General features: G+C 63.0%; 26 protein-coding genes. 12 read left to right on the top strand and 14 right to left on the bottom strand.

Features of this window, described 5'->3' with window-relative positions; all coding sequences use genetic code 11:
• A partial coding sequence (locus QZ266_RS09790) for a DUF2093 domain-containing protein (RefSeq protein ID WP_295694581.1) occupies positions 1-167 on the bottom strand: 167 nt, incomplete at its 3' end.
• Positions 168-216: 49 nt separating this feature from the next.
• On the bottom strand, positions 217-1,674 hold the full coding sequence (xseA, locus tag QZ266_RS09785) for an exodeoxyribonuclease VII large subunit (protein ID WP_295694578.1): 1,458 nt from the start codon (positions 1,672-1,674) through the stop codon (positions 217-219).
• Positions 1,675-1,801: 127 nt separating this feature from the next.
• On the opposite strand from xseA, the gene purD reads away from it, so the two are divergent.
• The 5 genes from purD (at position 1,802) to QZ266_RS09760 (ending at position 7,009) form a co-directional block, all read left to right on the top strand.
• Positions 1,802-3,079, top strand: coding sequence for a phosphoribosylamine--glycine ligase (gene purD / locus QZ266_RS09780; RefSeq protein ID WP_295694577.1), 1,278 nt, complete (start codon positions 1,802-1,804; stop codon positions 3,077-3,079).
• 83 nt (positions 3,080-3,162) lie between these two features.
• A complete protein-coding gene (locus QZ266_RS09775; RefSeq protein ID WP_295694575.1) occupies positions 3,163-4,461 on the top strand; it encodes an amidohydrolase family protein in 1,299 nt (432 codons plus the stop codon).
• A complete protein-coding gene (locus tag QZ266_RS09770; protein WP_295694572.1) occupies positions 4,461-5,525 on the top strand; it encodes a phosphotransferase in 1,065 nt (354 codons plus the stop codon). The genes QZ266_RS09775 and QZ266_RS09770 overlap by 1 nt, the downstream gene beginning before the upstream one ends.
• A 168-nt stretch (positions 5,526-5,693) precedes the next feature.
• Complete coding sequence (locus tag QZ266_RS09765) at positions 5,694-6,437, top strand: sulfite exporter TauE/SafE family protein (RefSeq protein ID WP_295694570.1); 744 nt, start codon at positions 5,694-5,696, stop codon at positions 6,435-6,437.
• The gene (locus QZ266_RS09760) at positions 6,434-7,009 is read left to right on the top strand and encodes a GNAT family protein (RefSeq protein WP_295694566.1); all 576 of its coding nucleotides are present in this window, start codon (positions 6,434-6,436) and stop codon (positions 7,007-7,009) included. The genes QZ266_RS09765 and QZ266_RS09760 overlap by 4 nt, the downstream gene beginning before the upstream one ends.
• Before the next feature lie 120 nt (positions 7,010-7,129).
• On the opposite strand, the gene QZ266_RS09755 is transcribed toward QZ266_RS09760, so the two are convergent.
• Together QZ266_RS09755 and tadA are read right to left on the bottom strand one after the other, a co-directional pair.
• Positions 7,130-7,462 (bottom strand): TfoX/Sxy family protein, encoded by a 333-nt coding sequence (locus QZ266_RS09755; RefSeq protein ID WP_295694563.1) that lies wholly within the window; start codon positions 7,460-7,462, stop codon positions 7,130-7,132.
• Positions 7,452-7,943 carry a tRNA adenosine(34) deaminase TadA gene (tadA, locus tag QZ266_RS09750; protein ID WP_295694560.1) on the bottom strand — a complete coding sequence of 164 codons (492 nt, stop codon included), beginning with the start codon at positions 7,941-7,943 and terminating at the stop codon, positions 7,452-7,454. The genes QZ266_RS09755 and tadA overlap by 11 nt, the downstream gene beginning before the upstream one ends.
• A 38-nt stretch (positions 7,944-7,981) precedes the next feature.
• Between tadA and QZ266_RS09745 the strand changes: the two genes are divergently transcribed.
• From QZ266_RS09745 to QZ266_RS09735, 3 genes are all read left to right on the top strand, one after another.
• Entirely contained in the window at positions 7,982-9,106 is a 1,125-nt protein-coding gene (locus QZ266_RS09745) for a pseudouridine synthase (protein WP_295694557.1), read from the top strand.
• 6 nt (positions 9,107-9,112) lie between these two features.
• Positions 9,113-9,682 (top strand): 16S rRNA (guanine(966)-N(2))-methyltransferase RsmD, encoded by a 570-nt coding sequence (gene rsmD, locus QZ266_RS09740; RefSeq protein WP_295694554.1) that lies wholly within the window; start codon positions 9,113-9,115, stop codon positions 9,680-9,682.
• Positions 9,683-9,795: 113 nt separating this feature from the next.
• Complete coding sequence (locus QZ266_RS09735; protein WP_295694551.1) at positions 9,796-10,932, top strand: hypothetical protein; 1,137 nt, start codon at positions 9,796-9,798, stop codon at positions 10,930-10,932.
• 36 nt (positions 10,933-10,968) lie between these two features.
• Here the strand turns inward: QZ266_RS09735 and mutL are convergent, their stop codons facing one another.
• The 6 genes from mutL to QZ266_RS09705 form a co-directional block, all read right to left on the bottom strand.
• The gene (gene mutL / locus QZ266_RS09730; RefSeq protein WP_295694548.1) at positions 10,969-12,861 is read right to left on the bottom strand and encodes a DNA mismatch repair endonuclease MutL; all 1,893 of its coding nucleotides are present in this window, start codon (positions 12,859-12,861) and stop codon (positions 10,969-10,971) included.
• Positions 12,862-12,959: 98 nt separating this feature from the next.
• The gene (locus QZ266_RS09725; protein WP_295694547.1) at positions 12,960-13,502 is read right to left on the bottom strand and encodes a DUF3035 domain-containing protein; all 543 of its coding nucleotides are present in this window, start codon (positions 13,500-13,502) and stop codon (positions 12,960-12,962) included.
• A gap of 72 nt (positions 13,503-13,574) precedes the next feature.
• Positions 13,575-14,177, bottom strand: coding sequence for a signal peptidase II (lspA, locus tag QZ266_RS09720; RefSeq protein WP_295694544.1), 603 nt, complete (start codon positions 14,175-14,177; stop codon positions 13,575-13,577).
• Positions 14,170-17,142 (bottom strand): isoleucine--tRNA ligase, encoded by a 2,973-nt coding sequence (gene ileS, locus QZ266_RS09715; protein ID WP_295694541.1) that lies wholly within the window; start codon positions 17,140-17,142, stop codon positions 14,170-14,172. Before ileS ends, lspA begins: the two co-directional genes overlap by 8 nt.
• 180 nt (positions 17,143-17,322) lie before the next feature.
• Complete coding sequence (locus tag QZ266_RS09710; RefSeq protein ID WP_295694538.1) at positions 17,323-18,267, bottom strand: bifunctional riboflavin kinase/FAD synthetase; 945 nt, start codon at positions 18,265-18,267, stop codon at positions 17,323-17,325.
• Between the two features lie 6 nt (positions 18,268-18,273).
• A complete protein-coding gene (locus tag QZ266_RS09705) occupies positions 18,274-18,717 on the bottom strand; it encodes a MaoC family dehydratase (RefSeq protein WP_295694535.1) in 444 nt (147 codons plus the stop codon).
• A 121-nt stretch (positions 18,718-18,838) separates the two neighbouring features.
• Here QZ266_RS09705 and QZ266_RS09700 point away from each other — a divergent pair, with 121 nt between their 5' ends.
• Together QZ266_RS09700 and QZ266_RS09695 are read left to right on the top strand one after the other, a co-directional pair.
• On the top strand, positions 18,839-19,225 hold the full coding sequence (locus QZ266_RS09700; protein WP_011642550.1) for a response regulator: 387 nt from the start codon (positions 18,839-18,841) through the stop codon (positions 19,223-19,225).
• A 54-nt stretch (positions 19,226-19,279) separates the two neighbouring features.
• Positions 19,280-19,969, top strand: coding sequence for a protein phosphatase CheZ (locus QZ266_RS09695; RefSeq protein ID WP_295694533.1), 690 nt, complete (start codon positions 19,280-19,282; stop codon positions 19,967-19,969).
• Positions 19,970-19,981: 12 nt separating this feature from the next.
• Here QZ266_RS09695 and QZ266_RS09690 read toward each other — a convergent pair whose 3' ends face one another.
• The 3 genes from QZ266_RS09690 to QZ266_RS09680 all read right to left on the bottom strand — a co-directional run bounded on the left by QZ266_RS09690 (position 19,982) and on the right by QZ266_RS09680 (position 23,001).
• On the bottom strand, positions 19,982-20,833 hold the full coding sequence (locus QZ266_RS09690) for a TIGR01459 family HAD-type hydrolase (protein ID WP_295694531.1): 852 nt from the start codon (positions 20,831-20,833) through the stop codon (positions 19,982-19,984).
• Positions 20,834-20,892: 59 nt separating this feature from the next.
• Positions 20,893-22,119, bottom strand: coding sequence for an EAL domain-containing protein (locus tag QZ266_RS09685; protein ID WP_295694528.1), 1,227 nt, complete (start codon positions 22,117-22,119; stop codon positions 20,893-20,895).
• Between the two features lie 198 nt (positions 22,120-22,317).
• Positions 22,318-23,001, bottom strand: coding sequence for an OmpA family protein (locus QZ266_RS09680; RefSeq protein ID WP_295694525.1), 684 nt, complete (start codon positions 22,999-23,001; stop codon positions 22,318-22,320).
• A gap of 258 nt (positions 23,002-23,259) precedes the next feature.
• Between QZ266_RS09680 and QZ266_RS09675 the strand changes: the two genes are divergently transcribed.
• Together QZ266_RS09675 and groL are read left to right on the top strand one after the other, a co-directional pair.
• The gene (locus QZ266_RS09675) at positions 23,260-23,547 is read left to right on the top strand and encodes a co-chaperone GroES (RefSeq protein WP_011642545.1); all 288 of its coding nucleotides are present in this window, start codon (positions 23,260-23,262) and stop codon (positions 23,545-23,547) included.
• A gap of 54 nt (positions 23,548-23,601) precedes the next feature.
• Entirely contained in the window at positions 23,602-25,257 is a 1,656-nt protein-coding gene (gene groL / locus QZ266_RS09670; RefSeq protein ID WP_295694518.1) for a chaperonin GroEL, read from the top strand.
• 180 nt (positions 25,258-25,437) lie between these two features.
• Here groL and QZ266_RS09665 read toward each other — a convergent pair whose 3' ends face one another.
• Positions 25,438-26,673, bottom strand: coding sequence for a serine hydrolase (locus tag QZ266_RS09665; RefSeq protein ID WP_295694516.1), 1,236 nt, complete (start codon positions 26,671-26,673; stop codon positions 25,438-25,440).
• Positions 26,674-26,815: the final 142 nt, after the last annotated feature.

Here is a 26,815-nt window from a genome sequence, read left to right as displayed (position 1 = left end):
GCTTCCTGCTCGTCAACATTCCAATAGCGCAGCTGGTCCAGCTGGATCGGGTCTCCGCTCACCGCACAGCGCACAAAACTGCCCGCCTTCAGGATGATGAAGTCGCTGTCGCCGAATTCCAGGATGGCTTCGCCCTGGAAGTCCTTGTCGAAACTGAAATCACTCATGCATTTGTCTCTAGCAGGGTTTGCGCGCGAGCGGGAGGCCCGGCCCGCATCAGAAAAGCCGCCCCTGACCTGCCGCCTCCGGCTTGCTGCGGGGCTTGGGTTTCGGCTTGGACTTTTTCGGCAGGGCCGGGGTTTCCGGCGCGCGCTTGGAGGGTTTGCGATCACCCTCGATCCGCGCCGCACGCTCGCCATCGGCGAAAACGAGATCAATCCCCGCCCCTTCCATCAGCGAGGCTCCGGAGCGTACCAGCTTGCCGGCCCGATCCCGAACCAGGACGAAACCGCGCTTGAGGACGGATTGGTGCGACAAGGCCTCGAGGCGCGCCGACCAGTTCTCGAGATCGCGTTTGCGATCACGGCGGACCCGTTCGGCGGCGGGTGCCAGGCGGCTCGCCCGCTCGGTCAATTGCTCGCGCTTTTGACGCAGATCGCGTGTCAGCGCGGCCGGCTTCAAACCCGCAGCCAGGACCAGCAAGCGCCCGCGCTTTTCGGCCGCGTGATTGAGCAGGGCCGGGTCGAGCTTGTCGGCAACCATGTCGAAGCGCTGGCGTTTGAGCTCCATCAGCGCGGCGGGTCGCGGCAGGGCCCGGGCCGCCGAGCGCAATTCGGTGCGCCGCCGCTCGATATGACGTGACAGGGCGGAGACGAGGCGTCCGCCCAGCTGGTCGAGATCGGCTTTCAGTTCCGCGCGGACAGGGACCGCCATCTCGGCCGCCCCGGTCGGCGTCGGCGCGCGCCGGTCGGACGCGTAATCGATCAGCGTGGTGTCGGTCTCATGGCCGACCGCCGAGATCAGCGGAATCTCGCTCTCGGCTGCGGCCCGCACCACGACTTCCTCGTTGAACCCCCAGAGATCCTCGATCGAGCCACCACCGCGGGCGACGATCAGCACATCGGGGCGCGGCACCGGGCCATCAACCGGCAGAGCATTGAAACCGCGAATGGCCTCGGCGATCTGCGGCGCGGCGCCCTCACCCTGCACCAGGACCGGCCACAACAGGACATGACGCGGAAAGCGGTCGCGCAGGCGATGCAGGATATCGCGGATGACGGCGCCGGTCGGCGAGGTCACGACACCGATCGTGGTCGGCAGGAAGGGAATGGGCTGCTTACGCGCGGGCTCGAACAGGCCCTCGGCGGCGAGCTGTTTCTTGCGCTCTTCCAGCAGCGCCATGAGCGCGCCAGCCCCGGCCGGCTCCATGCTCTCGACAATGAGCTGGTATTGCGACCGCCCCGGATAGGTCGACAACCGGCCTTCAATGACGACTTCCAGCCCCTCTTCCGGACGGAAGCGGAAACGCTGCGCCGTGCCTTTCCAGGCGATCGAGGCAATGACCGCCTTGTCATCCTTCACATCGAAATAGACATGGCCCGACTTGGCGACGACAACCCGGCCGAGCTCGCCACGGACACGGACATGACCGAAAGCGTCCTCAACCGTTCGCTTGAGCGAACCGGCGAGCTCTGAAACCGTGAATTCGTGGATGTTACCGGCGGGCGTGTTCATGACGACTCTGGTAAATCGGATCGCTTGCTGCCGCAACGGGCCGAAGGCGGTCGGATAGACTCGCGATTGTCCGGCGATTGCGCTAGGCAGTGCCCGGGCATGGCCGATTAGACGTATTGAGGTTCACATGAAGGTTCTGGTGATTGGATCGGGCGGACGCGAACACGCCCTTGTCTGGAAGATTGCCCAGAGCCCCGCGGTCACGTCGATCCTGGCCGCGCCGGGCAGTGCCGCCATCAGCGAGCTGGCGACCTGCCACGACATGTCGGTCGCGGATCTGGATGGCATGGTCGAGCTGGCACGCCGCGAGGCCGTCGACCTGGTCGTTGTCGGTCCGGAAAACCCGCTCTGCGATGGTCTCGCCGATCGTCTGCGTCAGGCCGGAATTGCGACCTTCGGCCCGTCCAAACTGGCCGCGCGGCTGGAAACCTCCAAGGCCTTCGCCAAGGATTTCTACGCCCGCCACCATGTCCCCTCCGCGCGTTATGGCACTTTCTTCGACGCAGCCGAGGCGAAGGCCTTCCTCGACCAGTTCGAGCCGCCCTATGTGCTCAAGGCCGACGGGCTGGCAGCCGGCAAGGGCGTGGTCATCGTTTCCGACCGTGCCGAAGCCGAGGACGAGGTTGATGCCTTCCTCTCCGGCAAGTTCGGCGATGCGTCGCGCACCCTGGTGATCGAGGAATTCATGGCCGGCGAGGAAGTGTCGATCTTCGCGCTGTGCGATGGCGAGGACGTCCTTTATTGCGGCGCAGCCCAGGACCACAAGCGCGTGGGCGAAGGCGATTCCGGACCCAATACCGGCGGCATGGGCGCCTATTCCCCGGCTCCGATCGCCACACCGGCTTTGATCGAGACGGCGATAAAGACAATCATCGAACCCGTTGCGCGCGGTCTCGCCGCTGAAGGCTCACCCTTCCAGGGCGTTCTCTTTGCCGGACTGATGGTGACCGCCGAGGGCCCCAAGGTCGTCGAGTTCAATATCCGTTTCGGCGACCCGGAATGCCAGGTCCTGATGATGCGGATCGAGGCTGACATCCTGCCCTATCTGCAAGCTACGGCGACCGGCAAGCTGGCCGACATGCCGGCCCTGAGCTGGACCGCCGAGCCGGCGATCACGGTCGTGATGGCGGCGAACGGCTATCCGGGCAGTTACGAAATGGGCAGCGTCATTGGCGGGGTCGACGCTGCCAACAAGATGGAAGGCGTGGTTGTCTTCGAAGCCGGCACGGGGCGCAATTCAGACGGCGAACGGACGGCCAGTGGTGGCCGGGTGCTCAATGTCACGGCCAGCGGTGAGACACTGCACTACGCCGTCGACCGGGCCTATGCCGCCGTCGACGAGATCGACTGGCCCGAAGGCTTCTGCCGCCGCGATATCGCCTGGCGCGCGCTCAAGACGCATTAGGACAAGCCGCGCGCATCGTTTGACTTCGCGGGCCTGGTCGTCATCTTCTTGCGCAAACACATGTTTGCGGGGAGGCAGACCTGATGCTGAAAACAGCCATGACCGCGATCGCCCTGATCGCCACCACGACAATTGCGCCGAGCGCCCTGGCCCAGGACGGTGATGACGCACTGACCGTCATCCATGCCGGCTGGCTGCTGGCCGTACCGGGCGAAGACCCGGCCATGGAACAGTCCATCCTGATCCGCGGCGAGCGGATTGAGGGGATCGAGGCCGGCTATGTCACGCCGGACGGGGCCACCATCATCGATCTTTCCGATGACTACGTGATGCCCGGCTTCATCGACAGCCATGTCCATCTGCAGTCGGAACTCGGCCCGGGCCGGCGTTTCAACGCCTTCACCCTGTCGGCCTCCGATCTCGCCTTTGACGGCGCGGTCAATGCCCGCACCACGCTGATGGCCGGCTTCACCACCGTGCAGGATGTGGGCGGAAATTTTGAGGCTTCACTCGCCCTGCGCGACGCCATCGCCGCCGGTGATGTGCCGGGCCCGCGCATGCGTGTCGCCGGTTCCGCGGTGACCCCGACCGGCGGCCATGCGGACATTAATGGTTTCTCGCTCGACGTGCTGCACATGTTCGCCAGCGAGACCGCCTGCAATGGCGAGGCCCAATGCCGCGAAGCCGTCCGCACCCTGATCCGGGGCGGCGCCGACGTGATCAAGATCACCGCGACCGGCGGCGTGTTGTCCGACACCGCAGCCGGCGTCGAACAGCAATTCTTCGATGACGAGCTCGCCGCCATTGTCGAGGCGGCGCACATGATGGGGCGCCGCGTCACCGCGCACGCCCATGGCGTGACCGGCATCAATTCCTTCCTCGAGGCCGGCGGCGATTCGATCGAGCACGGTACCTATCTCGACCGCGAAAGCATTCGCCTGATGCGCCGCAATGGCGCCTATCTCGTCCCGACGGTCCTGGCTGGCGCCACAGTGGCCGAACTGGCCGAGACCGCCGATTTCATGACCGACAATCAGCGCGCCAAATCGCGCGAGGTGGGTCCGGTCATGCTCGACATGGCACGCCGGGCCCATGAGGGCGGCGTCACCATCGCGTTCGGGACCGATAGCGGCGTCTCCCGCCACGGCCTCAATGCCCGCGAGTTCGAGCTTCTCGTCGAGGCCGGCCTGAGCCCGATGGACGCCATCGTCACGGCCACCATCAACGCCTCGCGCCATCTGCAGATGGACAGCGATATCGGCACGATCGAGGCCGGCAAGCTGGCTGACATCATCGCCGTCGACGGCAATCCGCTGGAGAATATCTCCGAGCTGCGCGAGATGGGTTTTGTGATGCAGGGCGGCGAGGTTTACCGGGACTGATGAGCGAGATCGATGACAGCTTCTCCGGCACCAAGCCGGTAGTCGACGCGCTGGCCTTTGACGAGGCGGCGCTGGCCGAGTGGATGCAGGCCCATGTCGGGGGCTTCTCCGGCCCGCTGACGGTGGAACAGTTCAAGGGCGGACAATCCAACCCGACCTACAAGCTGGTGACGCCGGGCAAGGCCTATGTCCTGCGCCGCAAGCCACCGGGCAAGCTGCTCCCCTCCGCCCATGCGGTGGACCGGGAATTCCGCGTCATGAAAGCGCTGGGCGAGGCCGGCTTTCCGGCTCCGCTCATGCACGGGCTGTGCATGGAGCGGGAGGTCGTCGGGACTGAGTTCTACATCATGGATTTCGTCGAGGGCCGGATCTTCTGGGATCCGCTCCTGCCCGATCTCGACACGGCCGAACGCGGTGCGATCTATGATGCCTCCAACGCGACGCTGGCCCAGCTGCACGGGATTGATTTCGAGGCCGCGGGTCTCGGCGATTACGGCAAGCCGGGCAATTATTTCGACCGCCAGATCGGCCGCTGGTCCAAGCAATACCGGGCCGCAGAGACCGCGACCGTCCCGGCGATGGACAAGCTGATCGAGTGGTTGCCGACCGCCGCGCCGGAGCAAGAACGCACCAGCGTCGTGCATGGCGATTACCGTCTCGACAATATGGTCTTCCATCCCACAGAGCCGCGCGTCATCGCCGTGCTCGACTGGGAGCTCTCCACCCTCGGCGACCCGCTGGCCGACTTCACCTATCAGCTGATGGGCTGGGTCATGCCGCCGGAGATTCGCAATGGCCTGCTCGGCGTGGACATCGCCTCTCTGGGCATTCCCACGATCGAGCAATACACGCAGGCCTATTGCGAGCGGACCCAACGCTCGGGCATTCCGGCGCTGGACTTCTATTTCGCCTACAATATTTTCCGTCTGACCTCGATCATCCAGGGCGTCTATGCCCGGTCGTTGCAGGGCAATGCCTCCAATGCCAAGGCGTCGGAAATGGGCGCGGCCGTCGAGCCGATGGCGGAAGCGGCCTGGGGGTTTGCGAAACAGGCCGGAGCGTAGGGCGAGCGGCAGGCGATCAGTCGCCCGCAGGAGTCTAAACGCCACCGACCCTATGTGTCTGCGCCGGTCACCCATGCCCGCGCACGCCACGCTGGGTCTGTTCTGCAGGCACCATACCGGCCTGCACCACGCGCTCGCCCGCCTCGCCCGAGGCGATATAGTCCGGCCATGACCGCCGCCTTCATCCTGCTTGCAACCTTCGTCACCGCCTTCATTTCCGGCGTGTTTGGCATGGCCGGCGGATTGATCCTGATGGGCGCGCTGGCTCTGGTCCTGCCGGTGGCGTCGGCGATGGTCGTGCATGGCGTGATCCAGAGCGTGTCCAATGGCTGGCGGGCCATCCTGCATCTCAAATGGATCGACTGGCGCGTGCTCGGGATCTACCTCGCCGGCTCGGCCGTCGCGGCAGGCCTTCTTGTCTTTGCCAGTTTCGAATTGTCCAAGCCCTGGCTCTTCATCATTCTGGGCCTGGTACCGGCGGTGATCTGGCTGCCCAAACACATCCTCCATCTCGACGCCAGTCGCCCGCATCACGCGGTCGCCTGCGGCTTTGTCGTCACCGGGCTCAATGTCATCGCCGGCGTCTCCGGACCGCTGCTGGATGTCTTCTTCGCCGACACACAAAGCGACCGGCGCAGCATTGTCGCCACCAAGGCGGCGACCCAGGTCGTCAGCCATGGCGTCAAGATCGCCTATTACATCCTGCCCGCGATCGGTGCGGCGGGCCTGCCCTCGGCGCAATGGCTGCTGGTCGCGGCGCCTCTGGCCATTCTGGGAACCACCGCGGGCGCGCGTTTCCTCGCCTTGATGAGCGATGTCCAGTTCCGCCAGTGGACGAAATGGATCGTCTCCGCCATCGGGGCTGTCTATGTCCTGCGCGGCATTCTCCTGCTGACCGGATCCGCCTCATGATCATCACACCACGCGTTCGCGAAAATGCAATTGCCCGCCTCGAACCGCTCACCGAAGCGCATCGCGAGGAACTCCGGCCGCTCGCCGACGAGGCCGAGCTTTGGGCGCTGACCTCGCTCCGCGGCGATGGCGAACACTTCGATCCCTGGTTCGACCTCATGCTCGGCAACACACTGTCCGGCCAGCAGATCAGCCACCTCGTGCGCCGCCAGGGCGATGGCGCAGCGGTGGGACACTCGGCCTGGCTCAGCCTTGCACCGGCCCATAAACGGTTGGAAATCGGCTGGACCTGGTATGGCAGGACGGCGCGCGGCACAGCGATCAATCCCGCTGCCAAGCTTCTGCTTCTGGCCGGCGCCTTTGATGCCGGAGCGGAACGGGTCGAGCTCAAGACCCACCATCTCAATGCCCGCTCCCAAGCCGCGATGACCAAGATGGGCGCGACACGGGAAGGCACACTTCGCCGTCACCTCCTGTGCTGGACAGGCGAGTGGCGCGACACGGTCTTTTTCTCGGTACTGAAGGCGGAATGGCCCGCCGTGAAAGCTGGCCTGGAAGCGCGCCTGGCCTAGTAGCGGGAACCGCCTGGCGGCGCTCCGACAGGGCATTTTCCCATCAATCCGCCAGCGAATTCCCTCCCGCCACAGATTTGTGACGAATTTGCGATATCTCGAAATATCGTTACCGCACGATCATTTCGCGGGCAGCGTCGTCACGAAATCGGCTGTCATCTTCGCCCAGCCGGCGAGGGCGTCATCATCCAGGTCGGACGGGCCGTCGACCGTTACCCAGCCCTTCATCACCCGTCCCGTGAGATCCATTTCACGGGCTCCCGGCATGGCGAGGGCAACCGCATAGCGATCAGGTCCGACCCGGACATGCAATTGATCATTCGATGTGCCGAAACTCATATTGCCGCCGATCATCAGCGCTACGCCGCCGAACATCCTCCGACGTTCCGGGCGCTGGCCGAGCGCGATCAGCGCCGCCTCCATACGGTCCACAAGATCGGGGTCAAATGCCATCGCGCGGCTTTCCCTTGGCCTTGCGCCGGGCGCGGAAGAAATCCTTCAGCAGGCCGGCGCCCTCATCGGCCATGATGCCGGACACAATGTCGGGGCGCCAGTGACAGGTCGGCTGATCGAAGAAGCGCGGACCCGAGATCACGGCTCCGCCCTTGGGATCGCTCGCGCCGAAGACCAGTCGGCCGATCCGAGCATGACTGATCGCGCCAGCGCACATCGCACAGGGTTCCAGCGTGACATAGAGTTCCAGCCCCGTGAGCCGGTAATTGCCCAGCGCCACAGCCGCCTCGCGCAGGGCCAGGATTTCAGCGTGGGCGGTTGGGTCATGGCCGGCAATCGGGCGATTATGGGCCTGCGCGATGATCGCATCGGTCGCCGGATCGACGATGACCGCACCGATCGGTGCCTCGCCAGCATCAGCTGCGGCTTGCGCCAGGCGTAGCGCCGCCGTCATAAAACGTGTATCGCGCGGGTCTGTCATACTGCGCGCGATAGAGCGCCGCTGCGAAAGGGTCAAGCGTGACCGGGACTGCCGACACTTCTGAACGTATTGCCAAATTCCTCGCTCGCGCCGGCGTGGCCTCGCGCCGCGAGGTCGAACGCATGATTGAGGGCGGCCGGATCAAGGTCGACGGCAAGACCCTGGACACACCCGCCTTCAAGGTAACGGGCAGCGAAAACATCGAAGTGGACGGCAAGCGCGTCGAGCCGCCCGCAGCCACCAAGCTCTGGCGCTATCACAAGCCGGACGGTCTGGTGACGACCCATGCCGACCCGGAAGGCCGCGAGACCGTGTTCGACGCGATCCCCAAGGATATCGGCCGGGTCATTTCGATCGGCCGCCTCGACCTGACCTCGGAAGGCCTGCTGCTTCTGACCAATGATGGCGCCCTCGCCCGCGCCCTGGAACTGCCCTCCACCGGCTGGACGCGTCGCTATCGGGCCCGCGCCTTCGGTTCGATCTCCGAGTCGGCGCTGAAGATCCTGCGCGCAGGCGTTACCGTTGAAGGCATCAAATACGGCCCGATGGAAGTCGAGGTCGAACGCGAGACCGGCTCGAATATCTGGCTTGAGGTCGGCATTCGCGAAGGCAAGAATCGCGAGGTCCGCAAGGCGCTCGACGCGGTCGGCCTGCGGGTGAACCGGCTGATCCGCATCGCCTATGGTCCGTTCCAGCTTGGTCAGCTGAACAAGGGTGAGATCAAATCCGTGCCCTCGCGCGTGCTGCACGACCAGTGTGGTCACCTGATCGATTTGGGCGAGACGCCGACCGGGCAGGCCATCGCCAAGCCACGCCCGCCCAATCGCGCGGCCCGCAAGGGACCGGGTCAGAAGCCGGGCCATCGCGCCATGGGCGGCCCCGGGCAGCCCGGCCTCCCCAAGCGCGACGTCGATGACAGCCTGCTCGAGGAGGCCCGCAAGGGGCGTCCGCTGGACGCCAAATCGGCTCGTGCCCGCCGCGGCAAGGATGGCAAGCCGACCGCCAAACCGGCCCCTGGTCGCGCCGCTCCGCGCGCCAGCTCATCGCGCACCGAAACGCCCAGGACCGGCGGTCCTCGCAAGCCGGGCGGCCCGCGCACGGGTGGGCCCAAGACGGGTGGACCAAAGACGGGTGGACCACGCAAACCCGGCGGGCGGGGCTAGGCCGGCATGCGTATTGTCGGCGGAAAGCTCCGCAATCGCGCCCTTGTCGCACCGAAAGGAAAGTCAACCCGTCCGACCTCGGACCGGGCACGCGAGAACATGTTCAATGTGATCGAACACGCCGACTGGTGCCCCGCCCTTGATGGTGCCCGCGTCGTTGATCTTTATGCCGGCTCGGGCGCTTTGGGCCTGGAAGCGCTATCGCGGGGCGCGGCATTCTGCCTCTTCGTGGAAATGGCCGCGGAGGCACGAGGCGCCATCCGCGACAATATCGATACGCTGCAATTGTTCGGGCACACCCGTCTGCACCGCCGCGATGCCACCCAGCTTGGCGAAAAGCCGTCCAATTTGGGCGAACCGTTCAACCTCGTTTTCCTCGACCCGCCCTATGGGTTCGATCTCGGTCCCAAATCACTCACCAAGCTTCTGGATGGCAAATGGGTCACTGATGACGCGGTCGCGATCCTGGAAGTGGGTGTCGGTGAAGAGCCGGTGACGCCCGGTTGGCACAGTCAGGTGGTCAAGGAATATGGCGCCGCGAAAGTGCTCTTCCTGGCACGGACGCCACTCGTCTGATTCAGTGCCACCACGGCCACGCATCTTTAACCAAATGGATCCATAAAATGCACCCAGATTTTGTCTGGGCCGTCCTGGCCTGACGAGTGAGTGCGACGGCGTTGGAGTGCATCATGGTTGGACGAAACAAACGCATGCGCGACCTTTCGGCCCTGCAAATGACCGCATCGACTTCGCGGGTCCTGAATCTCAATCACACCTACAAGAATTTTGGCCATGAGGACGAGTACAAGGACAATCCGCTCTTCCAGTGCGAACGGCTCAACCAGGCCCTGATCATCAAGCACATGGTCCGCGCCGATGAGCGTGACTTCTTCTTCAAGGGCCAGCAGACCGTCACCAAGGTCGCAATCCCGTTATCGCGCGAGAATCTACGCCTCGGGGCCTTCTCTTTCTTCTTCGAACAGCAAAACTTCGAGGAGGCGTTCTCGCAGGCGATCGGATCTGACGTGACTGCGGAAGTGCGAGAGCGCGATCGCCTGGTGTTGGCCGAGCTCGCCCGCCTGCCCTCATTCGATCCCTATCTTCTCAGGGAGCGCTTGCGCCTGGTGGGCCTGGAACCATCCGCACGCTATTTCGACATTTCCGAGTTGGATGCCGCAAAGGTCGAAGCCTATGTCGTCAAGGAGATCAGCTGGCTGGTCGAGCGCGCCTATAAGATTGACGGGCCCGAGGCCAAGCACGTCTCCAACAAGCTCGCCCGTTTGATCATGCGCAATGAACGCTCGGCCTCCCTGAACCCGCTGCGCGAAACCCTGCGACTGGACGAGCACACCTATGATCAGGGCATGTTTGGATGGAAGGGCGTCCTTTATTATAAGTGGCAGTATCATGACCTCCAGAAGCGTTTGGACACACAACTCGGCCGCATGATGAACACGCGGTTCGCGCACGCTCACGCCGAAGATCAACGCCAACTGGACCTCGCACGCCGCTCCATCATCAAGACCGTCAAGGAGCGCTATAAGCGCGTCGCCAAACGCCTGATGGAGTACGACCACTCCTTTGAGCGCTTTTCCGAAGCCAGTGATGTCAGTGCCTTTCGCGGCTTCATTCTTCGCGCACCGGAGCTGTTCAGCGCAATCGGCGATAATCTCGCGGCCGTACAGCATATCGCGTCGCTTTGGGCCTTCCGACAGCCCGATCACTTGCCGGACCGGATAGAAGTCGACGACGCCTACGACATTTTTCGCGATTTTGCCGCCGCTCTCGGGGGCCGTGATGCAAGCTTGGGTGACTCCGGAGCGTGACGCGGCGAATGGGACAGGCGCGCGGCGAAATCGCCCTCACCGCCGCCCGAACAAGCGTTCGATATCGCTCAATTTGAGTTCGACATAGGTCGGACGGCCGTGATTGCACTGGCCGGAATGAGGCGTCGCCTCCATCTCGCGCAACAAGGCATTCATCTCTTCACCGGTCAGGCGGCGACCGGCCCGCACGGAGCCATGGCAGGCCATGGTGCCGACCACGTCCTCGAGCTTTTCCTTCAATGACAGGGCCTGGTCATATTCCGCAAGATCATCAGCGAGATCACGGACCAGCCCCTGCACATCAAGCCGTTTCAGGAGCGCCGGGGTTTCGCGAACAGCGATAGCCCCCTGCCCAAAGGGCTCCACGACCAGACCAAGCTCCTCCAGCTCGCCACTACGTTCCAGCAGGCGGCGCGCCTCGGCTTCATCCAGATTCACGATTTCCGGAACAAGCAGGCGCTGCCGCTCTACCCCGGTCTCCGCGATCATTGTCTTCATGCGCTCATAGACAAGACGTTCATGGGCGGCGTGCTGGTCGACGATGACAATGCCATCCCCGGTCTGGGCGACCACATATGTCTCATGCAATTGCGCACGCGCAACGCCGAGCGGCCAGTCCAGCGGCGGCGGGCCTGCCTGATCCGCAGCCGGAAAACCGGCCTGTCCACCGGACTCGGCCATGCCGGCCCCGTACGAGGCATGATCCGGCTCGACCCGGGCTGACATGCCCGGATCGAACACTCGGTCCTGGACGGGCTCGGAGGGTGGGCGCGGCGCGCCCCAAGCGGCAAGGCTCGCTGTCTGTGACTGATAGCCGCCCGGTGGTGGCGTCGGCGCCTGATAACCTTCCGGCCGCACCCGGCCCAGCGCATAGCCGGCAACGGTGGTCGAAGCCCGGTGTCCGGCGGCGGCCAGGGCATGGCGCAAGGAACCGACAATCAGACCGCGCACCAGGCCGGCATCGCGAAAGCGGACCTCGGCCTTGGCCGGATGGACATTGACGTCGACCAGATCGGTCGGCAGCTCGACATTGAGCGCCACGACCGGATGCCGGTCCCGGGCGAGGAAGTCCTGATAGGCACCGCGCACAGCCCCGCCCAGCAGCTTGTCCCGCACCGGGCGGCCATTGACGAAGAGATATTGATGCATGGACGAGCCGCGTGAATAGGTCGGCAGGCTGGAAAAGCCGACAATCCGCACGCCGTCGCGCTCCTGGTCGACCTCGAGCGCATTCTCGCCGAAGTCCGAGCCGAGAATGGCCGACATGCGGGCGATGCGGGCCTCGGAGCCCTCGCCGCGCTCGGCCGCAACCGACAGGCGCTTGCGTCCGTCCAGGGTCAGGAAAAAGCCGACATCGGGACGCGACATGGCCATACGCTTGACCACATCGGTAATGCCGAGATTTTCCGAGCGTTCTGACTTGAGAAATTTCAGCCGCGCGGGGGTGGCATAGAAGAGGTCACGCACCTCGATCCGCGTCCCGCCCCGCCCCAGCGGCGCCGCCGGGGCGATGCCATTGGTCTTGCCGCCCTCGACCAGGATGGCCCAGGCATCGCCGGCTCCCTTGGCCTGGGTGGTGATGGAGAGGCGGGCGATCGAGCCGATCGAGGGCAAGGCCTCGCCGCGAAAGCCCATGGTGGAGATATTGAGCAGATCATCCTGGCCATTATCACCGACCGGCAGCTTGGACGTGGCATGGCGCTCGATACAAAGCTCGAGCTCCTGGGGGCTCATCCCCTTGCCGTCATCCTCGATCAGGAGACGGACGAGTCCACCCCCCTCGGCGGTGATGTCGATTCGCCGGGCTCCGGCATCGAGGGCGTTCTCGGCCAATTCCTTGACGACGGAGGCTGGCCGCTCGACGACTTCGCCGGCAGCAATGCGGTTCACCGTTTCAGGTGGGAGGCGTCGGATAACGGGTTGGGTCATGGCCAAAGACATAGGGCCAGCCTCTTGGCTGGCCCTGAGTCGGTCAAGTGTCTCGGTCGGTCAGGTCAGCGTGCCCACGCGGGGTCCGCCAAATCGGATCAAAGACCGGGAAGCTTGGGCAGGAGACGGCGATCGCGCTCGATCTCCACATCGCCACCACCGGTGACATTCTGGATGTTTTCCTGCGCGGCAGCCTCGGCAGAGGCATCGAGCGGCGTGGCGTCACCTTGCGGGCGATACTCGCCATCACGCCAGAACAGGACCATGTCGGCAAAGCCGCGGCTCTTGCGCACGACGCTCGCCATCTCGCCATCAATGATGGAGCGGATGAAGGGGTCGGCGGAACCGCCACCGGCGCGAGCGACAAGCAGGGCTTCCGCGTCGGAACCTTCAAAGTCACCCTGGGCGCCGAGCAAGGCCGCGCGGGCCTGCTGGTCAGGATAAATCTCGTCCGGGCGCGGCTCACCGGGACGCGGCGGGCGCAGATTATATTCCGGCGGAACCGTCAGCGGAGCGATGGTCACGGTGCGAAACTCGTCCGGGGTCGAGCGTTCGGCGCCGAGCGCGCGCGAAACATTGCTGCAGCCGGACAGGGCGATGGCCGCAGTGGTCGCGGCGAAAAGAGCAGTACGCAAACGCATCTCTGTGAGACTCCGAATTTCTGTTGGCCGGAGTTTAACCCAAATCCGGGTCGTCACTCCAGCCCGCTTTCATTACCGATTGCCCGCATCGGGCTTTCGGTCGTTCAGGAAGACATCGAGGACAATGGCGGCAACGCCCAGATTGATACCGACATCCGCGATATTGAAGACATAGGGAAAGTAAATGTCCGAGAAATTGAGAAAATCGACAACCGCCCCATAGGCCGCCCGGTCGATCGCATTGCCCAGCGCACCACCGATGATGAAACCGAATGCCACGCCCTGGAGAATGCGGCTGGTGCGAATCGGGCCGCGATCAAACAGCCCGGCAATCAGGCCCAGCGCCACCAGCACCGAGAAGACAACCAGCAGCCAGCGCCCGAGCGGTCCGTCAGCGCCGAGCAGGCCGAAACTGACGCCCTTGTTCCAGACCATGGTCAGGTCGAAAATCGGCGAGACCTCGATATGGCCGCAGGTATTGAGCAGGTTGAGGCGCTCGGCGCCCTCGGCCCGCTGATAGTCGAGACAGCCCGGCGGCGAGAAATTCAGCCCGGCGAGCACCCACCATTTACTGAGCTGGTCAAGCATAAGGACCAGGGCGGCAATACCGAGCCCGAGGCGCGGGACCGGCGACGCGGCGAAGCGCCGCCGGATCTCACTCGCCCAGTCAGGCATTCTGTCCGTCCCACCAGGCCACAGTCGCCGCGTCGCGCGGGCTCAAATCGGGATAACGCTTGTCGGCGCCGATCTCGGTCGAGTATTTCCACGACCGCGCGCACTTGGCGCCTTCAGCCCGGCCCGGAATGACCGCCACATCGGCGACATCATCGAGACGGAAGGCCTCGCCCTCGGCGGCACCATCGACCAGATAAGCCTGGCTGGTGATCCCGATCTCGGCCAGGAACTCATCGACCTCACCGGTTGTTTCCGCTGTCAGTGCGGCGCGATAGGCGGCGTCGGTGACATGAACACGCGGTGCCGCTTCAAGGCTGGAGCCGATCCGCTTTTCGCGACGCTCAACTTCCAGCGCCCCGTTCACCACACGCCGCAGACGGCGGATCGTGCGCCAGTTCTCGGCCAGCGCCCCGTCATGCCAGTCGCCCGGCGTCGCCGGGAAGGTGCGCAGATGGACACTGTCATCCTCGGACGGGAAGCGCGACAGCCAGGCCTCTTCCATGGTGAAGGGCATGATCGGCGCAAGCCAGGCGGTCAGGCGCATGAAGATCTCATGCATGACCGTGCGGCAGGCCTGGCGACGGACATCGTCCGGCCGGTCGCAATACAGGCTGTCCTTGCGGATATCGAGATAGAAGGCCGACAGGTCGACAACGCAGAAATTGAACAGCGCCGAATAGACCTTCTTGAAGTCGTAGCTGGCATACCCGTCGCGAACCACCTGATCGAGCTCGTGCAGGCGGTGCAGCATGAAACGCTCGAGCGAGGGCATGCGGTCATGGCTGACATGCTCGACCGTCTCGTCATAGGCGTGCAGCGCACCGAGCAGGTAGCGCAGCGTATTGCGCATCTTGCGATAGGCATCGACCGAGGTCTGCAGGATCTCCTCGGAGATGCGCAGATCGTCGGTGAAGTCCTGGGCCGAGACCCACAGGCGCATGATCTCGATGCCGTATTTCTTGGCGATCTCGTTCGGTGCCAGCGTATTGCCCAGGGATTTTGACATCTTGCGGCCATCGCCAGCCATGACAAATCCGTGGGTCAGGACCGCATCATAGGGCGCGCGACCGCGCGTGCCGGCACTTTCCAGAAGGGAGGACTGGAACCAGCCACGATGCTGGTCAGACCCTTCCAGATAGAGATCGGCCGGCCATTTCTGGTCCGCCCGCGGCTCCAGCGCGAACGCATGGGTACAGCCACTGTCGAACCAGACATCGAGGATGTCGGTGATCTTTTCATAGGCGTCGGCATCATACTCACTGCCGAGGAAATCGGCGGCGGGACGTTCGAACCAGGCATCGGCGCCATCTTCCGCGACAGCGTTGATGATGCGCTCATTGACCTTGGGGTCGTTGAGCACGCGCGTCGTGCCGGTCTCCACGAACATGGTCAGCGGCACACCCCAGGCGCGCTGACGCGAGATCAGCCAGTCCGGCCGCTGCTCGACCATGGAACGGATGCGGTTCTCCGACACTTTCGGCGTGAAGGTCGTCTCGGTGATCCCCTTCAGCGCCTTCTCGCGCAATGTACCGCCGGACTTCATCGGGCGGTCGATGGCAACGAACCATTGCGGCGTATTGCGGAAGATGACCGGCGCCTTGGACCGCCAGGAATGCGGATAGGAGTGCTCGAGCCGGCCGCGCGCGAGCAATTTGCCCTGCTCGACCAGGCGCTCGATGACGGTCTTGTTGGCCGGACCTTCCTGGCCCTGTTTCTTGCCATCCAGACGGATGATGTTGAGACCGGCGAAAACCGGGACGTGCGGATAGTAGGCACCGTCCTCATCGACCATGTGCGGAACCGGCGCATGCTGGTCATGCCATTCCGGGAATTCCATCCAGGCGGCATAGTCCTCGGCGCCATGGCTGGGTGCGGTGTGCACGAAACCGGTACCGGCCTCATCGGTAACATGGTCGCCGGGCAGAAGCGGAACGGCGTAATTCCAAAAGCGATCCAGCTCCAGGAGCGGATGCGAGCAGACGAAACCGTCCGGATCGATTGTGTCGACCCGTTCCCAATTGCCGATCTTGGCGGCCGCGGCAGTCTCTTCCCAGAGCGCATCGGCCACGATCAGGAGATCGCCCGGCATCGCCCAGGGCTTGAAGTCGCCACCATCGACGCCGGTGACCTTGTAGAGGCCATAGCTGATCTCGGGCGAGAAGCAGATCGCGCGATTGCCCGGAATGGTCCAGGGCGTGGTCGTCCAGATCACGACATGGGCGCCGATGCAGGATTTCGGGATCGCCGTGCCGTCCTTGCGCACACCGCGCACCGGGAAGCGGACATGGATCGTGGTCGACACCTTGTCCTGATACTCGACCTCGGCCTCGGCCAGGGCGGTCTTCTCGACCGGCGACCACATCACGGGAGCCGAGCCGCAATAGACCAGACCCTGTTCCACGAAGGCGAGGAATTCGCGCACAATGGCGGCCTCGGCCTCGAAGGCCATGGTGGTGTAGGGGTCATCCCACTCACCATTCACGCCCAGGCGCTGGAACTCACCGGACTGGATCCCCACCCATTCGCGCGCATAATCGCGGCACTCGGCGCGGAATTCCTTGACCGGGATGTCGTCCTTATTGCGCCCCTTGGCGCGGAAATTCTGTTCGACCTTCCACTCGATCGGCAGGCCGTGACAATCCCAACCCGGACGGTAGGGCGCGTCGAAGCCGAGCATCTGGTGCGAGCGAACGACGATATCCTTGAGGATCTTGTTCTGGCCGGTGCCGATATGGATGTGACCATTGGCATAGGGCGGTCCGTCATGGAGCACCCAGCGCTCGCGGCCTTTGCTCTCGGCGCGCAGGCGCTTGTACAGGTCGAGCTGGTTCCAGCGCTCGAGCCATTCCGGCTCACGCTTGGGCAGGCCGGCCCGCATCGGGAATTCGGTGCTCGGCAGAAAAAGTGTATCGCGATAATCGCGGGTCGCGGCTTGGTCGCCGGACTTCGAAGGCGTGTCCGTCATCAGATCGGATCCTTGCGGTCTTTTGTCGTCATGGGTTCAAGGCAGGACATGTCCCGGAACCGCCCACATCACGCGTGGCGGCCCGGGCCGGTAATTCGCCCGGTGGCGAGGGCCGCGACGGGCGCGCCCGAGCGTATGAACAGGGACATACAGACCATGCCTCGCATGTAACAGAGCCCGTCAGGCCGGTCCAGACAGACGGCTCAGCGCCCGGCGCGCCGCAATGGCGTCCTCGGCGATCTGGGCCTTGAGGGCATCGAGACCGTCAAACCGCTTTTCCGAGCGCAGGTGATTGAAGAATTCGACTTCGAGCGAGCGACCATAAAGATCACCCGACCAGTCGAGCAGATGGATTTCCAGAAGCTCGGTCGCCCCGTCGACGGTCGGACGCTTGCCGATATTCGCCACACCCGCCATCGTCGGCGCGGCACCATCAAGGCCCACGCGCACGGCATAGACGCCGTAATCGGGACGCACATAATCGCCCAAGGTGAGATTGGCAGTCGGGAAGCCGATGGTCCGGCCACGCTGGTCGCCGCGCTGGACAATCCCCTCCACGGCCCAGGGCGTGCCCAGCAGTGTTTCCGCGGCCTGCATGTCGCCATCATGGATCGCCTTCCGGATGCGCGTGGATGACACCTTGTCGGCGCCATTGCCGTGCAGGTCGGCAAAGGCGGTGGCGATTCCGCGCTCGGCGCACAGACGGGCGAGCTCATCGGTATCGCCGCTGCGGCCCGCGCCGAAGCGGAAATCCTCGCCGGTGACGATGCCGGCAATGCCCAGCCCGTCCGCCAGGACGGTTCCAACGAAATCGGCTGGCGTCATCTTCGCCATATCCATGGAGAATGGCAGGACATGGAGCTGGTTCACGCCCAGGCTCTCGAGGATGCGATTGCGGCGGGTCTCGCTCATCAGCCTGAAAGCCGGCGCGTCCGGTGCGAAGAAGCGACGCGGATGCGGATCGAAGAGCGCCGCGCCCAGCGGGGCCTTCCGGGTCTCCGCCAGACCCGCGGCCAGGGCGATGACATGCCGATGCCCCATATGGACACCGTCAAAATTGCCAAGCGCGATCACCGCGCCGCGGCTGTCGTCCGGCAATCCGTTATGGCCACGCAGTATACGCATCGATGATCAGGCGTCCGCCGAGCGGCGGCGCTTGCGGACCATGACTTCAGCTTCCGCCTGCATGGTCAGCTTGTCGCCGACATGACAGGTGCAATCCATGACGGCCTTGCGCGATTTGAGATCGACTGACTTCACTTCGACCCGCGTCTTCACCTCATCCCCGATCCGGGTCGGATGGAAAAACCGCATATTGAGGCCGAGGAAGATCGCTCCCGGCCCCGGCAACTGGTTTCCGAGCACGCCAGAAATATAGGATGCCACCAGAGCGCCATGCGCAATTCGGCCGCGAAAAGGCGTCTTGCGAGCGAATTCCTCGTCCATATGGACCGGATTATAGTCGCCAGAGACTTTTGCAAACATTTCCAGATCTTCCTCAGTGACAGTCCTAACTGTCTCTGCGGATTGACCAATTTCCATTTCCTCGAGGGCGATAGCGCGCGCTTCAGACATGGGTGACTCCATCTTTGTACCCGCTTTAACCGATTTTTATCCGCGAATGTCTAGGGTCCTCACTGAAGACAGCGGAACAAGCTGTCCTTGTGTAAACGCGCCGAGTGGATGGAGACTAAGCATGGCTGTCGAAATGACGATGCCGATCCTGGTCGTGGATGACTACAAAACCATGATCCGCATTATTCGCAACCTGCTCAAGCAGATTGGGTTCGAAAATGTGGACGAGGCCGCCGATGGCCAGGAAGCCTACGCGAAAATGCAGGAAAACAAGTACGGTCTGGTTATCTCAGACTGGAACATGGAGCCCATGACGGGCTACGAGCTCCTGCAGAAAGTTCGCGCGGATGAAAGCATGAAGGCAACGCCCTTCATCATGGTAACCGCAGAATCCAAGACCGAAAACGTGGTCGCGGCGAAGCGGGCTGGTGTAAACAATTACATCGTGAAGCCCTTCAACGCCGGAACTCTCAAATCGAAGATGGCAGCCGTTCTCGGCGACTTCTAGTCGTTCGTTGAACCGCCCCTTCGCCATTTGATTCTGCAAAGGAAGGAGGGCCCCATGCCCGCCGCCAATGTTGCCGCGCAAGTCCGCACGTCTCTCGCCTCACTGAAAGCGAGCGACCTGCAGGATGCCCAGATCATGGAAGTCCTGAAGCTGGCCCACCAGCTGACGGATACGATGAAGCTGTTCTTCAGCTCCCTCGACCAGTCGATCTGCCAAGAATTCAACTATATCGCCGACTATATCTCCCGCACACGCGACGAGATTGCCGCCCTGCGGCCGAACGATATCAAGACCGAACGCATTCCCTCCGCCGGCCAGGAACTCGAGGCTGTCGTCGGGGATACCGAACGGGCGACCGAGACGATCATGAGCGAAGCGGAAGCCGTGCTCTGTGACGATGAAGACGACTATGACGCCTATCGCGCCAGTGTCGAAGCCCGGATGATGACCATCATCGAGGCTTGCAGCTTCCAGGATCTCGCCGGCCAACGCGTGTCCAAGGTCGTGACCTCGTTGCGCCACGTGGAAAACCGCGTCTCCCGCTTCGCCGAAGTGATGGGCGTGCGTGATGCGGACCACGTTGTCGAGGAAACCGAAGAAGAAAAGCGCGCTCGCGAGCTTCTGCTCAACGGCCCCGCTATCGGCGGCCCGGAAACCAGCCAGGATGACATCGATGCGATGTTCTCCGACGCAGAGCCGGCGTCCGATCTCGACCAGGGATCCATCGACTCCCTGTTCGATTGATCTGCCGAATGACTACCAGGTGAGCTGCGCCGCCACATAGCGCGCGGCAACACCGTAATCCTTCAGCGCGACGGCGGCTGTCTCGGCATCGAGACGGCCGCCGTCAAGCGTTCCGCCGAGGATTCCATCGGCAATGAAGAGACAGTCGACCCCGGCGCGTATTGCCCCCTCGACATCTGTTTCCGGCCCATCGCCGATAGCCAGAACGCGGCTCAGATCCACATCGAACCCGTTATCTTCCAGCGCTCGTTTCGCAAGCCGGTAGATCGGACGATGCGGTTTGCCAGCCACGATGCTGGTGCCCCCCATCTCGCGATAATGGCGGGCAATCGCCCCGGCACAGAAGACCAGCCGGTTGCCCGACTGCACGACGATGTCCGGATTGGCGCAAACCAGTTCCAGCCCGCGCTCGAGCGCGCGCCGCAAGACCGCGTCATAATCCTCCGGCTGACCATTGAAGTAATCATCTGGCCCGGTACAGGAAATGAAATCCGCCTGCTCGATATCGGTGAATTCCAGATCAAGACCGGCATACAGGCTGCTATCCCGTTCTGGCCCGATATTGAAGGCGCGCCCGGGCGTGCGCTTGACCAGCTGGGCATGGATGGCATCGCCAGACGTGACCATGGCGTCAGTCGCCGCATCCGGCAGGCCCATATCGGCAAGGAAATGCGCCAGGCTGGAACTGCGCCGCGGCGAATTGGACACCAGACAGACACGGCCGCCGCTTTCGCGGAAGCGGACCAGGGCGTCGACGGCATCGGGTAGCAGATCCGTGCCGTCGCGAATGACGCCCCAGACATCACAATAAAGGGTGTCGTAGCGGTCGCGGAGCGGGCCAAGTGTGGCGAGTTCAGGAAGCATGGTCTGCTTGAAGCAGGCCCGCGCTACCCGGTCAATCGCGCGCTCGGGCGCGGGACCAGCTAGGCGGTCATCTGGATGACATTGCTGGCGCTGTCGGGAGTGGTCTCCAGGACATCATCGCGGACCGGGCGCGGCTCGCCGAAAAGATGGCCCTGCCCGTAGGCGACATCCATTTCCAGGACTTCGACCACGGTGGATTCATCCTCGATCTTGTCGACGATGAGCTCAATGCCGTGACGACCGAAAAGGCCGGCCAAATCCTCGGTGGCGATGGCCCCGGCCTCATAGCCTGCGATGGATTCGTAATTGTCGATCGCATCCAGCAGGCGTGCCCCGCCAATCTTGGCGAAACGGACCCCGGCCCGCTCCATCTCGGTGAGGTCGAGCTCGACATGGGCGATCTGGTCAATCGAGAAGCGGAAACCGAAATCGGCCATGCGCGCCATGTTGCGCGCTGCTATCGCGTCGCGCTCTTCGAAGGCCTGCTGCGATATCTCGAAAATGAGCGAACCTGACAAATCCTTGTTCTGACGGATGAAGTCGAGGAATTCCGGAAAGAAGGTCTCGTCAGACAGCGAGTTGAGCGAGACATTGCAGAAGATCGCGACCTTGCGGTCCTGACCGGTCAGGCGGCGCACGATCTGAACGCAACGGAACAGAAGGAGATTATCAACTTCCGCCATCAGGCCCGCTTTTTCAGCGGCGGCCATGAAGGCTGACGGTGCCAGCACGCGGCCGGTCGCATCACGCAGGCGGGTATAGCTCTCATAGAAAGCCGTCCGGCGCTGCGGCAAGGTCACGACGGGCTGGAGATAAAGATCAACGCGATTGGCGGCCAGCGCCTCGCGGACCGTATCGATATCGGTGTGGGCTGTGCTGGCCTGGGGCACCGCTGCGGCCCCGTTGAAATCTTCGGCGCCGGCCGGGCCGACGCGGCGGACCAGGTCTTCCAGAACCTTCACTTCCTGGACAAGCGCATTATCCCGCTCGACCGATTCCGCGCGCAGCTCGTCCGCGATCTCGTCAATGCGCGACTGGGCGGCCTCGAATTCCTCGGCCAGGGCCAGATTGGCGGCCTTGAGCTCATGGATCTCGTCCTCCAGCGCGCGGCGCTCATGACTGCGGGTCGCGGCTGAATGCGCCATGCCGGCAACGATGAAAACGATCGCCCCCATCATCCAGGCATTGAGCGTCGGCATCAGGCCGAAGAACTCGAAGCCGATCGCAGCGACCGCCGCAATGGTGATGTAGGTCAGGAGGATCAAAATGTCGGATGCGCGGGGCATGTCGGGCCTTCGAATCAGCGAATCGTCAGATGTGCTTGAAGGTTAAGCTGTGTCGGCTCGGGTTGTCGTTTGGTTAACGAAGGTAAACCGCAAGCGCCCGAATACTAACCAGCCTGTTGATTTGTAAGGGCATGCATAAATTAAAGCGGCCCGCCAGACTGACGGGCCGCTCTCATTTTCAGTGGAGAATCAGCGCGATCAGGACGCGGCGTGCGGCCGGATCAGGATTTCCACACGACGATTCTGCTGGCGCCCGGCGGGCGTATCGTTCGAGGCGATCGGCGAGCGCTCGCCCATGCCGGCGATGTAGAAGCGGTCACGCAGCACACCCTGGGCAATGAGATAATTGCCGACCGACACGGCCCGGCGCTCGGACAATTGTTGATTATAGTCGGCGGCACCGACCGAGTCGGCATGACCGACAACGTCAACATAAGTCGCCGGATAGCGGTTCAGAACCGTGCTGACATCGCCAAGAATGCCATAGAACTGGCCCTGGATGTCCGAGGAATTGGTGGCGAAGGTGACATCACCCGGCATGATCAGGCGCAGATCATTGCCTTCGCGGCGGACGCCGACGCCCGTATCTGACAGGGCTTCGCGCATGGCTGCTTCCTGGCGGTCCATGTAATTGCCGATGGCGCCACCGGCGAGCGCGCCGATACCGGCACCGATGAGGGCGTTTGTGCGGCCCTCTTCGCTGTCATTTGTGTTGGTGAGATAGCCGAGCGCTGCGCCCGCGGCGGCGCCCAGGAGGATGCCGCGCCCGGTATTATTGGCCCGGGTTTCGCCGGTATAGGGGTCGGTCGTCGTACAGGCGACCATGGCCAGCGCCGTAACGGTGAGAACAGTGGTGCGAAGTGTGATTTGGCGGAGTTTCATCGTGGATCCCTCTCGGTAACGCAACTCGATGCCTATCATATCGAGACATATGGCAGGCATGGCAATGGTTGGCATTATCTTTCCAGACATGAACGCAAGCTGAGCGGATAAATCCGCCACCAATTGCATCGCGTCTCTCTTGACGGGTCGCGGGTGAACTCCTATCTCCGCGGCTGTTAGCAGTCGGAAGGGGTGAGTGCCAACTCTCTCCTGATGAGTGCCATAAACCTTCAGTCCTCTGTTTGGAGATAGACAAAGATGACTTTTCGTCCTCTGCACGACCGCGTGCTGGTGAAGCGCGTCGAAGAAGAGTCCACGACCAAGGGCGGGATCATCATCCCGGATACGGCCAAGGAAAAGCCGCAAGAAGGCGAAGTTGTCGCCATCGGCGGCGGCGCGATCAAGGAAGACGGCTCTGTGCGTCCCCTCGACGTCAAGGCCGGCGATCGCATCCTGTTCGGCAAGTGGTCCGGCACCGAAGTCACCGTTGACGGTGTCGAGCTGCTGATCATGAAAGAGTCCGACATTCTCGGCGTGATGGCGTAAGCCGCACACCCGATCAGAACCCCCCTCACAAGCTAGAAGAACGGATATATTCCAATGGCTGCCAAAGACGTACTTTTCGGCTCCGACGCGCGTGAACGCATGCTGCGCGGCGTCGACATCCTCGCCAACGCTGTCAAGGTCACGCTCGGTCCCAAGGGCCGCAACGTGGTCATCGAGAAATCCTTCGGCGCTCCGCGCACCACCAAGGACGGCGTCTCCGTCGCGAAGGAAATCGAACTGACGGACAAGTTCGAGGTCATGGGCGCACAGATGCTGCGCGAAGTGGCTTCCAAGACCAATGACGTCGCCGGCGACGGCACCACGACCGCCACGGTCCTGGCCCAGTCGATCGTCCGCGAAGGCATGAAGTCGGTTGCTGCCGGCATGAACCCGATGGACCTCAAGCGCGGTATCGACAAGGCCGTCGCCATCGTCATGGAAGACATCAAGGCCAGCTCCACCCCGGTCAAGGACTCCGGTGAAGTTGCCCAGGTCGGTACCATCTCCGCCAATGGCGCAAGCGATATCGGCGAGATGATCGCCAAGGCCATGGACAAGGTCGGCAAAGAGGGTGTCATCACCGTCGAGGAAGCCAAGTCCCTGGAAACCGAACTCGACGTCGTCGAAGGCATGCAGTTCGACCGTGGCTATCTGTCGCCTTACTTCATCACCGACGCTGACAAGATGCAGGTCGAGATGGAAGAGCCCTATATCCTGCTCTTCGAAAAGAAGCTGACCTCGCTGCAGCCGATGCTGCCGATCCTGGAAGCTGTCGTTCAGTCCTCCCGTCCGCTGCTCATCATCGCGGAAGACGTTGAAGGCGAAGCCCTCGCCACCCTCGTGGTCAACAAGCTGCGTGGCGGCCTGAAGATCGCTGCCGTCAAGGCTCCGGGCTTCGGCGATCGCCGCAAGGCCATGCTGGAAGATCTCGCCATCCTCACCGGCGGCCAGGTCATCTCCGAAGATCTCGGCATCAAGCTGGAAACCGTCACGCTCGACATGCTCGGCTCGGCCAAGCGCGTCAACATCACCAAGGACGACACCACGATCGTCGACGGTGTGGGTGACAAGGCCCAGATCGAAGCCCGCGTCACGCAGATCCGTCGCCAGTCCGAGGAAACCACCTCCGATTACGACCGTGAGAAGCTGCAGGAACGCCTGGCCAAGCTGGCCGGCGGTGTTGCCGTGATCAAGGTTGGCGGTGCCACCGAGATCGAAGTGAAAGAAAAGAAAGACCGCGTCGACGACGCCCTCAATGCCACCCGCGCCGCGGTTGAAGAAGGCATTGTCCCGGGCGGCGGTGTTGCGCTCCTGAAGGCCTCCGCCAAGCTGGCCGGCCTGGAAGGCGAAAACGCCGACCAGACGCAAGGCATCGCCATCGTGGCCCGCGCCCTGCAGTCCCCGATCCGTCAGATCGCCACCAATTCCGGTGTCGAAGGCTCGATCGTGGTCGGCAAGGTCATGGAAAACGCTTCCGCGACCTTCGGCTTCAACGCCCAGACGGAAGTCTATGGCGACATGCTTGAGTTCGGTGTCATCGACCCGGCCAAGGTTGTCCGTACGGCTCTGCAGGACGCAGCCTCGGTCGCCTCCCTGCTGATCACCACGGAAGCTGCCGTGGCTGATACGCCGAAGGAAGAAGGCGCCGGTGGCGGCATGCCGGACATGGGCGGAATGGGCGGAATGGGTGGCATGGGCGGCATGATGTAACAAACATCATAAAGCCGCCCATCATCGAAAGGTGAGCAGACCGGCAAGCCGGTCTGCTGGGGGCGGCATGATGTAATCATCCGCCTGAGCCCGGCTCAGACGTTATGAAGAAGGCCGCTCCGGATACGGGGCGGCCTTCTTCATTCGGGCGAGACGTCTCGAACAGTGATCTGTCGCCGTCTACTCCTCCCCGGCGCGAGCCGCCTGCGACGCCGCAACGAACTCTCCCAATACCGACACCGCATAGGCCGGTCCGATACCCGAATTGCTCATCGCCGCCACGGTGAAGGTGGTGTCGTCATCCTGCGCCGTGAGAAAGACCGTCGTACTGCCCATTGAGCCGCCGGTATGGCCATAGCTGATCATGCCGTCAAAGATCGCCGTGGTTCGAGCGACATCCACTGCAGAATAAATCTGGGCCGTTCCCTGCAGCTGGCGCGGAATCATGTCGATTGCCCAGCCCAGCCCGTAATTGGTCGCCGTGCCATCAGCCGTATGCATCGTTTCGCGCATGGCCTGATAAGCCTCGGGAGACACCAAGGTGCCATCCTCCATCGCCAGACCAAAGCGCAGCAAATCAGTTGGCGTCGAGACAAAGCCACCGCTCGCCCATTTGATCGAATTATTGACAGGCGGAGCCACGACCATCGCCCGATCTTCCTGGTCGTAGAGGTAGTAGGTCACCTGCCCGCCAGGTGTGTCCGCGCGCCCCTCGGCGAATGTGCTGTCCATTCCGGCCGGGTCGAACACATCAGTCTGCATCAGTTCGAGATAGTCCCGGCCAGTCGCGCCCTCGACCACAGCACTCAACAAGTTCCAGCCATAGCTGGAATAGGAATACTGGGTGCCTGGCTCGAATTCGAGTGGATCATCCTGAAAGATCACCAGTCCGTCAGAGACGGTGTCGAAGGCGACATTGCTGGCAAACTCATCGCCCGAATAATGGCGTATCCCCGCAGTGTGGCCGGCCAGTTGACGTGTCGAAAACTCATGCTCCTTTGGCGGAAAGGCCGGAAAATACGTCCGGATGTCCGCGTCCAGGTCCAGCTCACCCCGCGCCTCGGCCTGGACCAGAAGCGGCGAGGTCAACGTCTTGGCGACACTGCCCGCCCGGAACAGCGTATCAATCGTCACCGGCGTTTGGGCTTCGATATCGGCAAATCCAAACCCGGCCTGCCAGACGATCTGCCCACAGGCACTGACCGCCACGCTGGTTCCATGATGCTCGCCTCCGGCCAGCGTCTCCACGAGCGAGAAATATCCGTCCACCCACGCTTCGGAGCGCGCAATCGCATCGCTCAGAGCCACCTCGTCCAGTTGGCAGGCATTGAGCTCCGGCTCAACAGCACACGCCGAACTCAACAGGCAGGCACTCAGAACCGATCCGGCAAGAATCTTGGTTGGTAACAGCATCATTTCCCCGCTTGTCACAAAGGTTGAACCTGCCCCGCCCCACCCGACTTGTCGACAATGGCGTTGATCCTGTCATTTCCCACTCACGGCGGACGACATGCCCGCGACAATCCCCCGATCCAATCCTTCATCGCCTGCCGTCGAA

Source organism: uncultured Maricaulis sp., assembly GCF_905480005.1.
GTDB lineage: Bacteria > Pseudomonadota > Alphaproteobacteria > Caulobacterales > Maricaulaceae > Maricaulis.
This window is presented reverse-complemented; position numbering and strand designations above follow the sequence as displayed.